This window comes from Brevibacillus ginsengisoli, assembly GCF_050113715.1.
Classification (GTDB): Bacteria; Bacillota; Bacilli; order Brevibacillales; family Brevibacillaceae; genus Brevibacillus_H; species Brevibacillus_H ginsengisoli.
Map to the genome: position 1 here is coordinate 88,938 of NZ_JBNJQR010000008.1, position 14,066 is coordinate 103,003.

The window sequence follows — 14,066 nt, forward strand, 5'->3', positions numbered from 1 at the left end:
CCATCATTCTTATCTATGCTATCATGCAACACAGGTTTTATCAAGAGAAGTTCAGACAAGATTTTACATTCAGTATAAGCGAAGCAGAATTTGGTTTTATGAAAAAAGGGACAAACCTTCATACTGTAAGGTTAATCCCATTTGACTTACTCCAAAACGCCATCACGCTTTTTTGGTTTTACAACCGCAGCTCCCACCTGTTCCGCAGCCTTGACTCATGGCTTCGAGGAATGGATTATTGCTCGGCACCTTGATAGACTCGGAGACGGCATCGGCAATCGTCCGGCTTACCGTGTACAACATTTCGTCCAAACGTGACTCCGCTTTCTTAAAAGCTTGTATACTATCAAGCATTTCAATCGAGTGTTTCAATTCACGGATCTCGGCAGAAATGCGGGTAAAGTCAGGATGATATTTTCCGAAGCGCTGAACTTCTTCATACGCCTCTTTTTTCTTTGCAAACAACCCCCGTAAACGGATCACTTCTTCATCTTGAGCCATCCGCTGTTTGGATGCGAGGTATTCTGCCACTTCTTGCGATTGATTGATCATAAGCCCAAGCTCATACGAATACTCAATCAGTTCCGCCATATCAATGGTATCGATTGTTTCTAACAAGACGCGGCCCCCTTTCTTTCCTCTATTGTACCATGGGGAGATATCACTATTACAAGCTTCTAAATGTAATCTGGCAAGATAAGTCTAATTCTATTAATATCTTCCAGGCGAATCTTTAGCTTGCGTCGCCCGGCCTCTATTGTAATCATCCAATATCCCATCTCCACTTCAACCCGTTCGGGTACTCCTTCCCATTCTTCACCTGATGCAACTTGCAAATAAACTTGCAGCCGCAGTTCCTGCGCGCGCTTGAAGATATCACGCAAGGTTTGCGGATGATAGGATTGAGCGTGTTGGGTCCACATTTTAGGCAATGACCTGATTTGAGGGTTCTCTTCAGGTTTCTCAGGCATAATATTCTCCACCCGATACCCATCCCATGGGACAAGTAAGGTAAATAAGCCGATCTGTAAATCTTCCCTTGCCTCAATTCCTGCTGATTCCCCGTTCATTGAAGCCAAATCTGTCGCATGATGAACTGTGCCTTGGCTTGGTTCAAAACCGCACTGTTTTAATAGATGAAAAAACGGCTCTTGCTGATCGAGTGAAATCAGGAAGTCCGTTGACGAGATGATTTCTTGCAGGAACGGCTGAAGGATTGGGATACCTTGCAATTCTTCCAGCAAATTGGGATGTGCTGTTGAAACTCGCACTACCTGTTGGAAAAGAATTTGTTTGGCTTCTTTTATCCACTTGCTGACCTGTTCGCAAACCGTTGGCGGAATCGGATAAGGACAACCCTGTTGCAACACTTGAAGAAGCCGCTCCTCTGTTCCACCAGCGGATACATAGGCTTGCACCTTGGCGGCTTGCAGAGTACAGTGAATCATTTCACCTGAGAATTCCATACTGCTGAACTGACTTAACTCCCAAAGACTCAGAAGGGATACCGTCTGACTAACCAAAATCATGCCCGTGGGTTCGACATACCAGAAGTCCGCCGTCTGTTGATTATTCAGTAGTAACTGGGGCTTACGGCAAAACAACTGAGCGTTCTTCTCCCCTACCTCTAGATATCCGCACCCCAATAACGGATGTAGAAGCTGATCTTTTAGTCTGGTCATGGCATCACTTGGTAGCGAGTACCCTAGACGATCCAGGCGGGAAATCATAATCTCCACCGGCTGCCAATCCTGTCCTTCCACATGCAGGATATCGTACATGGCAGCTTCCAGCCAGGGTTCGGGCGGGAGATAAGCCGCTAAAAGGCTACTCACCAACCATTCATTTCTCTTGTTTGCCTCCAAATTGAAAAAACGGTTGATTTCCACATAGTCCAGGACTAGACGATTACCCTCCCACCGACACAGCCCTAGCCGAAGCAATAAGTCCAGCAGCAAGGCTTCTTGTCCTGTATACGCCTTGCGGACTTCCGATGGAAACGAATGATCATACCAGCCGTGGATATGTTCAGATTGAAGGGAACAACCGGAAGTTAGTTTTGACAAGGATCGTTTATGTACGGTCCGTTTCTGCGTAAGCGTGATATCATGCTGGTGAATGTTTAGTATACATGAAAACAAATCCAGATGAATTCCGCGGCCAGATGGTATATAATAAGTCAGTACCTCACGATGAGGTGCCTGATGAGAGAACATATGAACCAGCTCTATAGCGGTTCGTTCTTTTGATAGTGCGCGTCGAATCTCCGACGGCATGAGATAACCGATTTCACTCCAGATTTTTCTTACCGTATAAACTAACCCCAGTCTGCGCAGTCCTGTCAGACCGAACGAAAGTTGCGGATTCTTAAGTTGGACAAGCGATTCCCACTCTTTCTTTTTGATAAATCCCTTTGATGATTGTTGAAGAAAAAGAATAATAGCTTCTTGTTCGATCGGATGCAAGTTTGCCCAGAGTTGGTGGATATAATTCTGATTGCCTAATAGATTCAGCAAGTCGCCACTTGGCAAGTCTTCTTGAAGAGAGTAGTCAGGCAAACGTCTGTTCAACTCCGCTTCGATGGCTTGTACTGTTTTGTCTGATAACATGCTGACGCATGATTTGAGTTGCATTTTGTTCACCTGCCTCTTCAATCAAACGACAGAACCGTTTGTTTCACTTTCATGATTTTATCAGCTTAGACGATTTAACGCGAGGAGGAATCATCACGATGAATTACTTGACAGCATTACTTGCGATGACAGTCACTCTCTTTACGGGAGGTCCAATATCTACTGAACAACCATTCCATCTACCCATTCAACCAGTGGCTTCAACACCGGCTGAGCAACATTCGTCCTATGAATCCGTCTCGTCTCCATTCCCAACCGAAGTCGAGTCAGCGCTCGCCAAGGTGAGCCGTACAGGTGGCTATCAAGTGGTGCAAGGAAATAAAACCTATGTGGTCATCGGGCTGGGGCAACGCTCGACAGGCGGATACAAGGTGGAGATTGACGGAATTGAAACCACTTCTGATCAGGTAATAGTCAAGGCGCATGAGGTAAAACCATCACAAGGATCCATGAGCATTCAAGTGATCTCATACCCAACAAAAGTGATTGCGCTCCCTAAAACGACACTTCCTGTAACTGTAGAGTTAAAATAGCATCATGACTTACCGGAAGACAGAAAGCAGAGGAATTCTCCTCTGCTTTTTTTGTCATAAACCGTGCTCTCGCATTAATGGACTTGAATCTCGAACATTTTCTTGACGCCATAGGATTCATGATTATTGTGAGCCAATTCGAGCGTGATTTGATGGCTTCCCTTCGTTAATCCCGAATATACAAAGTACGGCTCAAAAATTTTGGCGACCTTCTTGCCATCCACATAGAGATGCACATGACCTTCGCCATATTTGTTTTCTTTGCCCATATTCTCCAGAGAGAATGCGAATTTTTGAACAGTTAGCGTAATGTGTAAAGCGTCCCCTTTTACTTGATGAGAAACCGTAAACGCTGGGGATTGAGCGGGGGTTTCAGCTTGGGCCTGAGAAGAGGTGAACTGCTCTGAACCAGCCTGGCTGGATTTAACCGCGTACATACCAAGTTCGACACCTGCTACAACCATGATTCCCACTAAAAACTGAGAAATGAATTTTTGCCATTTCACGTTTAGACACTCCTTCCAAAATAGCTTTATGAGGTAGAGTGTCCAATTATCCCCAACTTATGTAACGATCCAACAAAAACGACCACACCGGTTTGGATGGTCGTTTTTATCGCATGGTGGATTAGTCTCGGTCATTGAAGAAAAACAATATTACCACTACCACAATGATAATCCAGAGAAGTTCCTCATTATCACGTCCAAATGAATCTAAAAAACCCATGCGGACCCTCCTTTCCCTATCGCTATAAGCTATGCATGGAAAGGGCGGAGTGTTAGCCAACAGACAAGTCAAAAACAAATTAAAATTATGATGTTCGTTTATGCGCTTGAATCAAGTGAATATAGGGATTTAATTGTTCCACTTCAATCTGATATCCCATTTTATCCAATTGGTCTATAAGAAAACTGCGGTCCGCATAGTACTCCTCTTCTATTTCTTGAACCCTCTCAAGTTTTCCCTCGTTTACTAGATGATGAAGATGCTTTTGCCTTTCTTCGTGATCCATAAACATTAAATCAGCAATCACCAAACGTCCAACAGGCTTGAGTACTCGATCAAATTCATGAAGCGCCAGAGCTTTTTGTTGATCCGTTAAATGATGCATGGCATAGCTGGTCACGACAAAATCAAACGTGTGGTCAAGATAAGGTATCGCCAAAAAATTACCCAGTTTGGTTTCTACCTCCGGATTTTTTCTTTTGCATAGCGCAAGCATTTCTGTTGACTGATCAAAAGCAGACAACTTGCGACAATGACCGGCAAAGCGCTTTGCCAGATTTCCGGTTCCTGTGCCAGCGTCCAAGCCTGTTTCGCAGCTTTGCGGATTCACCCTGGTCACGACTCTATCCAGCACTTGTTCATATCCCGCATGCGGTCCATTCTGATTCCCGAAAACCCAGTCATCGTATTGACTAGCAAATTGATTAAAGTTCCAGCGATCGCTCCATTCTTTGCGTGTATTTCGCATTTGTTTGCTTGATTCAGCCAATTCGTAAAGCGAATTCGCGTCCAGACTATTTTGTGATTTGAGCTGCTCAATCATTGTTTCCGTTGTTTGAATCGCATTTTTTAGCTCCACCCAACGGTCATACATAAACGCCCGCTGCAGTTCCAGATATGGCAAAACCGAATGGGCTGTCTCATCAAGTTGGGGCAACATCTGCTGAATTTGCTCGATCGGCATTCCCACTTCTCGAAGTGCGATGATCGTTTGAAGTCTCCACGCATCATCTTCGCTGAAATGGCGATACCCCGAGTTTTTCTCCTTTACGGGGGCTATCAGGCCCTTTTCTTCATAAAACCGAATCGATCGAGGCGTTATCTGCAATCGCTTAGCCATTTCCTGAATTAACATTGTTTCTCCCCTACCTTCCGCCTTTCTGGTTACTTTCTTGTTTTATTGTAAACCTTTACGTAAGGTGAATGTAAAGAAGTTAGAAAAGACTTCGTCCCTTTTCCCCTCTCATCGGGGGACTGAAACGTCGCTCTGTGGAAGTTCGCAGAGAAGAAATAACGTCCGCTCTTTCACTACGAAAGGGATTCGCCAAACGCTTCGCGCCCCTAAAGGGGTTGGGTGGCGACTCTCTTTCCTTTCTTCGTTCTTCCCCCTCTCACCGGGGGGCTGAAACGTCGCTAGGCTTCACTTCCAAGGAGGCTGCAAGCGGACGAAGTCTTTTCTTGAGCGGGCTAATGCCGATGGAAGGATTATTTAATAACTTTACTTCTGTAAAGCGATTAAATAATCCGATAAAAGATGCAAAAAAGCACCCTACGTAACGGGTGCTTCTCCAATCAAGTGATTAATGACGAGAGGCTGGCTCTGAGATTTCGGAGAGAGCTTGACCTGCTTCATCCTCCAGAATGTGACGAACAGCCAGATCTCCAATTGCCACGATCCCCACCAGTTTGCCGTGCTCGACGACAGGGAGACGACGAATCTGGTATTTGGCCATAATGCGCGCGGCTTCATCTGCACTCATCCCGGGTTGTCCCAACACAATATCACGTGTCATCACATCTTGTACCTTGGCGGAGCCTTCACGCTTCTCGGCAATCCCACGAATCACGATGTCCCGGTCAGTAATGACACCAATCACGTCTTGTTTTTCGTCTACCACCGGGATAACTCCTACGTTGAAATCACGCATTTTGACAGCCGCTTCATATACATTGTCCATTAGCGTTACCGTAGCCACATCTTTGGTCATAATTTCACGTAATGTACGACTTGCCATCTGTCTTACTCCTCCTTCTTCAATCACGTTTTTTATTATTCTCCGAAACTCCCTTTTCATACAGAAATCGATACATTCACCATTCCGTTAATATTGCATGCAATTCACTTTAATTCATTGCACTTCCAATTAAAACCGACTATCATAAGAGAGTGAATATCCGTATAGGAGGAAAGCCGATGGTAATCAAAGATACAGGAATCGGTGGTAAGGAAACACACCTGGGCGAACTCGACCATATTATGGACGCACTAGGATTCGTTCGAGGAGCTTGGGATTACAATCACGCTACATACGACTTTAAAATGGATGACAAAGGCACCGTATTCTACCTTCGTGTACAAGCTAACGCGGTTGAAGGAAAATTGGAAGATCCCCATGCCTTGCTGAAACTGGAAGATCCATTCATGGGAAAAGCAACCTTCCCACACGGTTTAGATTATGACTACCCTGTGCCAACTACAGTTGTGGAAAATGCAAAACGCAAAATTTCTTCATTAAAAGAAAAATTGTCTAACCACTAAGAATGTACGAGAGCACAGAGAGGAGATTTTTGACCTCTCTGTTTTACTTATTCCGATCGAATTAGGAGGTTTTCGTGAAAACACGCGGCGTACCCGATTTTCTGCTGCTCTTTTTGACCTTACTGCTCGTCGGATTCGGGATCACCATGGTGTTGAGTGCTAGCTCCATTTTTGCCCAGACGACTTCCTTCTCCTCCCAGGGGTGTTCCTATTGCGGAGGGGACGAGCTGTATTTCGTCAAAAAACAATGTATCTGGATTGGTTTAGGTCTGATCAGCATGCTGGTAGCCATGAATATACCTTTTTCGTTTTACAAGAAGAATTTTATTCTGATTGCCCTGATCAGTTTCTTCCTTCTTGTCATTGTCTTAATCCCAGGGATCGGTTCCGTATCAAAAGGGGCCAGATCATGGATCCAAATCGGTCCAATGGGTAAGATACAGACGTCAGAGTTTGCCAAACTCGGGTTGATTCTCTATCTTGCCGCTATCATTTCGAAAAAGGGAGAAAACATTCGCCATTTCAAAAAAGGCCTGTTGCCTCCGCTAGTTGTGAGTGGACTCTTTTTTTTCTTGATTGCGATTCAGCCTGACTTAGGCACAGCTGTCATCTTATTAGGAACTGCCTGCATTATACTGGTTTGCGGCGGGGTGAATATCAAACAGCTATTTATCATATCCGTTCCCCCGTTCATTTTATTTTTTCTTCTTTATATCGCCTTCGAACATCATGCGATCAATCGTCTGCTATCTTTTACCGATCCATGGTCTGACATACAAGGGAAAGGGTACCAGTTAAGCCAATCCTACTTCGCTCTGGCGCATGGCGGAGTAACCGGAGTAGGCTTTGGCAAAAGTATAGAGAAGTATTTATACCTTCCCGAGGCTCATACGGATTTTATTTTCTCCATTATGGGCGAAGAGCTCGGCGCTATTGGAGTGTCGATCTTTCTAGTGGTGTATCTGTTGTTTCTCCTGCGTGGTGTTTACATCAGTCTGAAAGTAAAAGATACCTTCGCCAGTCTTGCCGGAATTGGTGTGATCACGATGATTTCCATTCAGGCGTTTATTAACATTGGCGGAGCAACCGGGACGATTCCGATTTCGGGGGTACCACTACCGCTGATTAGTTATGGTGGTTCTTCCATGCTTGTCTGTCTGATGGGGATCGGTGTGTTGCTCAGCGTTTCCCGGGAAGTCAACCGTCAAAAGGCAACGGAGCTCATGAATTCCAGTAGCAAATCCATGTAACTTGGATCCGCACAATAAAAAAGGCACCTTATCGGGTGCCTTTTTACGTTCTTAACTGGATTGTTCAATTTTCTCTTCCGTTTGAAGAATAATTCCTTCCACGCGGATATTCACTTCTCGAACCTGAAGTCCCGTGAAGGTCTCGACGTCTTCTTTTACCTTCTCTTGAACCATTCGACAAGCACGATCAATCCGCATGCCAAACATGATCTTTACCCGCATGTCGATGACGGTATAGTCTTCGTAAATTCGGACTTCTATGCCTCTTGCAGGTGTTTTTCGACTGATTATTTTGGTTAAATCTTCATAAATTCCACCTGAAGCGGCAAGTACTCCAGGTATTTCATTGGCAGAAACGCCGGCAATCATAGCGACAACCTGATCAGCTACGTGAATCTGTCCTCGACTCTCCATAGTTAGCACCTCATTTCCTTTTGCTAACGTAACCCTACAAAATGCCTTTAATCTTATTATTACCATTATTATAACTTGATTACGCTTTCATTTGAAGAATAAAATCCTTTTTTCGCGGTTCTAAAGTAGGATTTGCGCAAAAAACATCTAGTATTGTCGTTTCTCCAGATTGTAATGCGAGTGCAAGTTTCTGCTGAAGTTGATCAACGCTTTCTACTTTATAACTATTCAGCCCACACGCTTTTGCTAACAAGGCGAAATCGGGATTCTCCAACTCAAGTCCAAACGGGGTAAAGCCTTCAGCCTGCATTTTCACGGCCTCTAACCCCAAAATATGATTATTGGCCACTATAACCGTGACGCCTCGCGCGTATTGCTTGAGGGTCATTAATTCCGCTAGATTCATCTGTAATCCGCCATCCCCTACCAATACAACCACTTGCCGATTGGGGTGCACGATTTTAGCCGCAATCCCGGCAGGCAATCCGTATCCCATCGTACGCCACTTGCCTGAGAATATGGGAAGCTGGTTTTCAGCGCGAAACATTCGATTGAACCAAATGGTATGCTCTCCCGTATCCACGGCTATAATCGCGTCGTGCTCTACAGATTGCTGGATGATTCGAATGAGCTGTTCCGGCTTAATCCCTACTTGTGTCGCATTGATCGAACGCAGTTCCGTTTCCTGAAAGTACTCCTCGTGCAACCGCTTAATTCGCGACTGCCACTCGAAATGGTGATTATGTTGAGAGATTTGCAGCTTTCGTAGCCAAATGGGAAGCACATCCTGCAAGTTGGCAATGACTGAATGCAGGTTGCTTCCAGGATGAATGGCTTCAGGATTTTCATCCACTTGTATCAACGACAAATGTTGCGGGATGAAGGATTTGGGAAACCATGTCGCTCCGAGGATGATTAACGTATCCGCTTCGGTTAAAGCTTGAATCGCCGCTTTGCTGCCCCCCTCACCGATCCCACCAAGAACAAGGGGATGCCCGTCAGGAACGCATCCCTTGGCGCCTAAGGAAAGTAGAATTCCAGCCCCCAACCTTTCCGCAAAAGGAAGGAGCCATGACTGAGCTTGGCGAGCGCCGCTTCCCAGCAACACAAGCGGTTTACGCGCCTGTTTGATTGCTTCAAGTGCTCCTGACACCTCTACTCGATCCGGTTGAATATGGCGAGCACAGCGAGGCAGCTGTGCGGATAAAGACAATTCAGTAGACTTCGCTAATACATCCTTGCAAATACTAATATGGGAAACCCCTTTTCGCTCTTTGGAAGTGACGAATGCTCGTTGTAATACTTCGCCAATTTGGTCCGGATTGACCACCTCCGCTGAATAATGCGATATCGGCGCAACGATTTCTTGCTGTTGAAGATACTGCTTATAATAACTGCCGATCCACTTGGTATCTACTTGTCCGGTAATGGCGACTACCGGGACCCGATCCATATGTGCATCTGCCAACCCATTCAGCAAATTCACAGTTCCGGGACCGCTCGTCCCGATACAAACGGCTACTTGATGGGTTAGCTTGGCTTCCGCTGAGGCCATCATGGCAGCTGCCGATTCATGTCTTGTGGTAATCAATCGGATATCCTGCTGTTTTCCCAACACGTCCAACCATGGAAAAATAGCGTCACCTGCCACTCCGTAAATCTGTTTTACTCCCCATATGGTTAATTGCTTCGTGATGTATTCGCTCACTGTCATTGTTTGCATGCCCGTTCTCCTTTACGTAAGCTGCGATTGGGTATGTCGGTTATTATGACCACCCTTCCAAAAATTTACTCCGCATCAAACACCTAAAAGACACCATCCAAGGACAAACTACCCTTACACCAAAATTGTGTCTAAGTAGGAGGATTGGTGATGCAAAAAAAGAAACTTGTCTTGTTGCTCTCTCTACTTCTCTGCTCCGCCCTAACCATAACGGCCGTCTTGCCTACATCCATTCAGACCTTTAGCCAAGCGATTCGTGAGGTTGGCTCATCAGGTGATGACATTATCGAGATGCAAGGGCGATTAAAGTTATTGGGGTTCTATACTGGTCCTATTGACGGGCAGTTTAGCTGGCGAAGTTACTGGGCTTTACGTAATTTTCAATATGAGTTTGGACTTCCAATCGATGGGGTTCTCGGGCCGCAGACCAAGGTGAAACTGTACAATGCGACCACGCACTATAGACCGGGTGAGGAAGAAGGAAAAGCCGGACTTGGACAAAGAGCTGGTGCAGGAGCCGGGGTTGGTGCAGGAGCTGGAGCGGGTGCAGCCCCCGCAGCCCCCGCAGCCCCCGCTCCGAAACCAGTGAAGCACACCAGTAAAGTCTCTGATAATGACTTGAAGCTTTTGGCTAATGCTGTATACGGTGAAGCGCGTGGAGAGCCTTACATAGGGCAGGTCGCCATTGCTGCCGTTATTATGAATCGCACACGGAATCCTGATTTCCCGGATACACCCTCAGGCGTTATTTTTGAACCAGGGGCTTTCACGGCGGTATCGGATGGTCAAATCTGGCTAACTCCGAACGAAACAGCGAAAAAAGCCGTTCAGGATGCTTTAAACGGCTGGGATCCAAGCAGTGGCGCGACTTATTACTTCAATCCTGATACGGCTACATCCGCTTGGATCTGGAGTCGTCCTCAAATTAAAAAAATCGGTCGCCATATTTTCTGCAGATAACGGATAGAGCTTAAAAGACTAAGTGTCGAACATGAACCGGATGAAACAACAAAGAAAGGATGCCACTTGTGCATCCTTTCTTTGTAAATCGTAAACTAGAAAACATCAGTTCATAACCTTAACGCTTATAATGCTCGGCCATTTTAACGAATCTTTCCTCACTCTCTGTAGTGCCACAAACCCCACACTGAATCATGTAGGCGTCTCCACGATAAGGCTGATGAAACGTGTCTAGTTGTTCTGGCGCCAGCTCTGCAACGATTTGTCCAGTCTGAGGGTCTAAGCGGACGTACCTGGGAATTTGTTCAATCACCGTGAAACGCATGCGATTAGACTTACAGGTTGGACACATATAAGGATGCGACATGAATCATCTCTCCTTTTCTTTTGCAAGCGATTTGTCACTAATTGATATTCTCCCAGTTTACAGTTTGGCTATTCAAACTTTTGAACGAATTACATATTTCAGATGACATTCAAATCGAGATTCGTTAGACTAAACATTGGTTGTTTTTGCTAAAGGAAATATTATGTTCGAGGTGAATCAAGTGAATTTGCGTCTATTTTTTACGTTGGTAATCGCCAGCTTGCTCCTTGCCGGGGGAGCGCACTTCTTTGTAGAAAACGAACTTATCGGTTTTATTACAGCCTCTATCTCTGTTGTGATCCTTGCCGCTTGGTTAGGAAAAGCGACTGAAAGCGTCGCCTACTACGCGGGGGATCGCGTTGGCGGATTTCTCAGTGCGACTTTTGGGAACGCGGCTGAGTTGATTATCGCGTTTTTTCTCGTAAAAGAAGGCCTATTTGACATGGTGAAGGCTTCCATTACGGGCTCGATTATCGGCAATATGCTGTTGGTATTGGGGCTTAGTGTATTGCTTGGGGGACTGAAATACAAGGAGCAGAAGTTCAATGGGCTTCTGGCGGGTCATAATGCTTCCTTAATGACCCTTGCTGTCGTCGCTTTGTTTATTCCTGCGGTTTTTATGCGAGAGCTGCCCATTCCCAAAATTAATACGCTTAGCATCGTCATTGCTGTCATCTTAATCATCGCGTACATACTTTGGTTGATTTTCTCCATGATCACCCATAAAGAATTTCTTTCCGACATCGAACCGCATGATGAGGAAGCGATCTGGTCCAAAGGAGTTTCCATCCTGATGCTGGTGTTGGCAACAATCTCAGTTGCCGTTGTTTCTGAGTGGCTCGTCCATAGTGTAGAAAGTGTCTCCAGAATGCTTGGCTGGTCTGAGATGTTTGTCGGTGCTTTTGTTATCGCGATTATTGGCAACGCTGCCGAGCATAGTGCCGCGATTATGATGGCAATGAAAAACCGCATTGGAGCTGCCGTTGAAATTGCGATTGGCTCGAGCTTACAAATCGCATTGTTCGTAGCCCCGACACTTGTTTTGCTTAGTTTATTGTTTGGTACTCCTATGAACATTGTCTTCTCGCCTTTTGAATTGGCGGCCATTGCGGTCGGTACCTTCATTGCGATTTCTATTTCAAAAGACGGCGCGACTAACTGGTTCGAGGGTGTCTTGTTGCTCGCTGTCTATCTAATTCTAGGCACTGCTTTCTTCTTTGTTTAAGGGAGAAAAGACTTCGTCCCTCTATGCTCTGTTTAAGCTCACGTGTAGCATTTGCGGTCCGCTACGTTCACTTCGGAAGGGAGTCGACAAGAAAATCACTTCGTTTCTCAGTCTGATGTAAAGAATGCCGACTCTTTTCCTTCCTACGTTCACTCCGCTTTGATTCGCTTAAAATGAGCTTCGAGTGGACGAAATCTTTTCTTAGTGGGCTTGCGCAAATGGTAGTAATGATTAATTACTTTACTTCTGTAAAGCAATTAATCATTACGAAATAGGAACAAAAAAAGCGAGGGAGCTTATCCCTCGCTTACTTCTTGGTTAAAACAATCATGTAAATTGGCCAGTTTACGTTCGAGATTATCTAAAATCTCCCGACCCATCTCTTCTTCAATCAATCCTAACCGTACAGCGAACTCTATTTCACGAGAAAGCCCGAACATCTGGGTATCCAGAACCTCTTCATAGAGAGGGCACTGCGGCATGGTCAGGTGTTCCATCTGAACATCAATCAATTTATAAATTTTGGCCGCATCTGCTCTAAGTAACGTTAGCGCCTTATTAACTAAGTCAGGAATCCTAACCTCTGTCAACATTGATCCCTCCATTTGCCCATCCTTACCTACATACTACGTCATTCTTCCTCTTTTGAAAAGAGTTCAATACTCTATCATTCTACGTGGAGTGCCCCACCATGTCAAACGGATGGAAGGAATGTCTCAGAATGTTGCCAGGAAGCAAATAAATACGCTACAATTACCAATGGCAATTCTTAGTTTATATGTGTCAGGAGGAAGTTTCTAATGTCAGACGTAATCGTAATAAAAGGCGCCGTCACCTACTCCATCACATTGGATCCTAGCGTATGGATTTTTGATGAGCGGAAAATCGATTTTCAAGATTTAAGCATGATTGATGAAGATAACGATACGATTGAACAGCATGTTTATCTGCAAGGAGCAGGCTCACATTGGGACCGTGAACTTAGAGAAGGGGCAACTCCTCCCACAGAACGCCCGAGTATGCCGGAATTACGCAAATCGCTCGAAGGAGATTTCGGTATGAAGCTTTCTTTTTTCCTGAAGAATGCCCAGGTCTCTTCTGAAGCCACTATCCTGAGAGTACACCGAGAAAATGGTGAAACTGTTGACTTTTCCTTAGAAGACGCCAATCGCGCCATTTTGCAATTTGCTCAAAACGGCAAGCCGATTCGCGAAAAGGGCCCCGTCTTCTTCTATTTACCGGAGCAACTGAAAAACCATGCGCAGCCGATCGATTCCGTTGTCGCTTTTGAGTTAATTTAAAGATATAAAAAAAAACACCCTTTTCGGGTGGGAGGTACTTCGTAGTTCAGTCATCATCCGATCGAATGTGCCAGTGATTCATGCAGTTTGCGTCTTTTGATCTCCACCGATAAAAGCTCGATGAAGTCTGGATCCAAATTAAGAGAAATCGCGCGTTGATACACATCGACTAAAAGGTAATCTGTCAATTGTCTCACATTCGTCACCTCCAACTGGATTTGAAGTCATTGTAGCACCTCCAATAGAAACGAACAATCGTTCTGTTATCCACAAGAGTTGTGAGTATCATGTGATTATCCTGTGCACAAGTTGTGTACAATTAACAAAATACCAACCAATATCATGTGGATTTCTGTATGATCATTATCCACAGATACTCTATTTTTGTCGAAAAG

General features: G+C 45.1%; 16 protein-coding genes. 6 read left to right on the forward strand and 10 right to left on the reverse strand.

Features of this window, described 5'->3' with window-relative positions; genetic code table 11:
- Positions 1–162 precede the first annotated feature (162 nt).
- Together ACQCN2_RS16640 and ACQCN2_RS16645 are read right to left on the reverse strand one after the other, a co-directional pair.
- Positions 163–591: a YlbF/YmcA family competence regulator gene (locus ACQCN2_RS16640; RefSeq protein ID WP_426930239.1), complete on the reverse strand. Its 429-nt coding sequence runs from the start codon at positions 589–591 to the stop codon at positions 163–165.
- 86 nt (positions 592–677) lie between these two features.
- Positions 678–2,633, reverse strand: a complete 1,956-nt coding sequence (locus ACQCN2_RS16645) for a hypothetical protein (RefSeq protein ID WP_426930069.1) — start codon at positions 2,631–2,633, stop codon at positions 678–680.
- A 98-nt stretch (positions 2,634–2,731) separates the two neighbouring features.
- On the opposite strand from ACQCN2_RS16645, the gene ACQCN2_RS16650 reads away from it, so the two are divergent.
- A complete protein-coding gene (locus ACQCN2_RS16650; RefSeq protein ID WP_426930070.1) occupies positions 2,732–3,166 on the forward strand; it encodes a protease complex subunit PrcB family protein in 435 nt (144 codons plus the stop codon).
- A 74-nt stretch (positions 3,167–3,240) separates the two neighbouring features.
- Here the strand turns inward: ACQCN2_RS16650 and ACQCN2_RS16655 are convergent, their stop codons facing one another.
- From ACQCN2_RS16655 to ACQCN2_RS16665, 3 genes are all read right to left on the reverse strand, one after another.
- On the reverse strand, positions 3,241–3,672 hold the full coding sequence (locus ACQCN2_RS16655; RefSeq protein ID WP_426930071.1) for a hypothetical protein: 432 nt from the start codon (positions 3,670–3,672) through the stop codon (positions 3,241–3,243).
- Between the two features lie 305 nt (positions 3,673–3,977).
- Positions 3,978–5,027, reverse strand: a complete 1,050-nt coding sequence (locus ACQCN2_RS16660; RefSeq protein WP_426930072.1) for a methyltransferase domain-containing protein — start codon at positions 5,025–5,027, stop codon at positions 3,978–3,980.
- Between the two features lie 445 nt (positions 5,028–5,472).
- Positions 5,473–5,907 (reverse strand): CBS domain-containing protein, encoded by a 435-nt coding sequence (locus ACQCN2_RS16665; protein WP_426930073.1) that lies wholly within the window; start codon positions 5,905–5,907, stop codon positions 5,473–5,475.
- A 179-nt stretch (positions 5,908–6,086) separates the two neighbouring features.
- On the opposite strand from ACQCN2_RS16665, the gene ACQCN2_RS16670 reads away from it, so the two are divergent.
- Both ACQCN2_RS16670 and ftsW read left to right on the forward strand, forming a co-directional pair.
- The gene (locus ACQCN2_RS16670) at positions 6,087–6,431 is read left to right on the forward strand and encodes a YugN family protein (RefSeq protein WP_426930074.1); all 345 of its coding nucleotides are present in this window, start codon (positions 6,087–6,089) and stop codon (positions 6,429–6,431) included.
- A gap of 74 nt (positions 6,432–6,505) precedes the next feature.
- Positions 6,506–7,681 carry a putative lipid II flippase FtsW gene (gene ftsW, locus ACQCN2_RS16675; RefSeq protein ID WP_426930075.1) on the forward strand — a complete coding sequence of 392 codons (1,176 nt, stop codon included), beginning with the start codon at positions 6,506–6,508 and terminating at the stop codon, positions 7,679–7,681.
- 51 nt (positions 7,682–7,732) lie between these two features.
- On the opposite strand, the gene ACQCN2_RS16680 is transcribed toward ftsW, so the two are convergent.
- Both ACQCN2_RS16680 and ACQCN2_RS16685 read right to left on the reverse strand, forming a co-directional pair.
- Positions 7,733–8,095, reverse strand: coding sequence for an Asp23/Gls24 family envelope stress response protein (locus ACQCN2_RS16680; RefSeq protein WP_426930076.1), 363 nt, complete (start codon positions 8,093–8,095; stop codon positions 7,733–7,735).
- A 79-nt stretch (positions 8,096–8,174) separates the two neighbouring features.
- A complete protein-coding gene (locus tag ACQCN2_RS16685) occupies positions 8,175–9,818 on the reverse strand; it encodes a thiamine pyrophosphate-binding protein (protein ID WP_426930077.1) in 1,644 nt (547 codons plus the stop codon).
- A gap of 150 nt (positions 9,819–9,968) precedes the next feature.
- On the opposite strand from ACQCN2_RS16685, the gene sleB reads away from it, so the two are divergent.
- Positions 9,969–10,778, forward strand: coding sequence for a spore cortex-lytic enzyme (sleB, locus tag ACQCN2_RS16690; protein WP_426930078.1), 810 nt, complete (start codon positions 9,969–9,971; stop codon positions 10,776–10,778).
- Between the two features lie 118 nt (positions 10,779–10,896).
- Here sleB and ACQCN2_RS16695 read toward each other — a convergent pair whose 3' ends face one another.
- A complete protein-coding gene (locus tag ACQCN2_RS16695; RefSeq protein ID WP_426930079.1) occupies positions 10,897–11,145 on the reverse strand; it encodes a hypothetical protein in 249 nt (82 codons plus the stop codon).
- 181 nt (positions 11,146–11,326) lie between these two features.
- Between ACQCN2_RS16695 and cax the strand changes: the two genes are divergently transcribed.
- Positions 11,327–12,370, forward strand: a complete 1,044-nt coding sequence (gene cax / locus ACQCN2_RS16700; RefSeq protein ID WP_426930080.1) for a calcium/proton exchanger — start codon at positions 11,327–11,329, stop codon at positions 12,368–12,370.
- 296 nt (positions 12,371–12,666) lie between these two features.
- On the opposite strand, the gene ACQCN2_RS16705 is transcribed toward cax, so the two are convergent.
- Positions 12,667–12,960, reverse strand: a complete 294-nt coding sequence (locus tag ACQCN2_RS16705; protein ID WP_426930240.1) for an Fpa/YlaN family protein — start codon at positions 12,958–12,960, stop codon at positions 12,667–12,669.
- Between the two features lie 210 nt (positions 12,961–13,170).
- On the opposite strand from ACQCN2_RS16705, the gene ACQCN2_RS16710 reads away from it, so the two are divergent.
- Positions 13,171–13,671 carry a hypothetical protein gene (locus tag ACQCN2_RS16710; protein WP_426930081.1) on the forward strand — a complete coding sequence of 167 codons (501 nt, stop codon included), beginning with the start codon at positions 13,171–13,173 and terminating at the stop codon, positions 13,669–13,671.
- Positions 13,672–13,724: 53 nt separating this feature from the next.
- Here the strand turns inward: ACQCN2_RS16710 and sda are convergent, their stop codons facing one another.
- A complete protein-coding gene (gene sda, locus ACQCN2_RS16715) occupies positions 13,725–13,868 on the reverse strand; it encodes a sporulation histidine kinase inhibitor Sda (RefSeq protein ID WP_426930082.1) in 144 nt (47 codons plus the stop codon).
- Positions 13,869–14,066: the final 198 nt, after the last annotated feature.

What these genes read in the sequence shown, in the direction of transcription:
- ACQCN2_RS16710 (WP_426930081.1), top strand. Translation starts at nt 13,171, where the DNA reads ATGTCAGACGTAATCGTAATAAAAGGCGCCGTCACCTACTCCATCACA.
- ACQCN2_RS16680 (WP_426930076.1), bottom strand. Translation starts at nt 8,095, where the DNA reads ATGGAGAGTCGAGGACAGATTCACGTAGCTGATCAGGTTGTCGCTATG.
- ACQCN2_RS16695 (WP_426930079.1), bottom strand. Translation starts at nt 11,145, where the DNA reads ATGTCGCATCCTTATATGTGTCCAACCTGTAAGTCTAATCGCATGCGT.
- ACQCN2_RS16685 (WP_426930077.1), bottom strand. Translation starts at nt 9,818, where the DNA reads ATGCAAACAATGACAGTGAGCGAATACATCACGAAGCAATTAACCATA.
- ACQCN2_RS16665 (WP_426930073.1), bottom strand. Translation starts at nt 5,907, where the DNA reads ATGGCAAGTCGTACATTACGTGAAATTATGACCAAAGATGTGGCTACG.
- ACQCN2_RS16670 (WP_426930074.1), top strand. Translation starts at nt 6,087, where the DNA reads ATGGTAATCAAAGATACAGGAATCGGTGGTAAGGAAACACACCTGGGC.
- ACQCN2_RS16645 (WP_426930069.1), bottom strand. Translation starts at nt 2,633, where the DNA reads ATGCAACTCAAATCATGCGTCAGCATGTTATCAGACAAAACAGTACAA.
- ACQCN2_RS16660 (WP_426930072.1), bottom strand. Translation starts at nt 5,027, where the DNA reads ATGTTAATTCAGGAAATGGCTAAGCGATTGCAGATAACGCCTCGATCG.
- ACQCN2_RS16650 (WP_426930070.1), top strand. Translation starts at nt 2,732, where the DNA reads ATGAATTACTTGACAGCATTACTTGCGATGACAGTCACTCTCTTTACG.
- sleB (WP_426930078.1), top strand. Translation starts at nt 9,969, where the DNA reads ATGCAAAAAAAGAAACTTGTCTTGTTGCTCTCTCTACTTCTCTGCTCC.
- ACQCN2_RS16640 (WP_426930239.1), bottom strand. Translation starts at nt 591, where the DNA reads ATGGCGGAACTGATTGAGTATTCGTATGAGCTTGGGCTTATGATCAAT.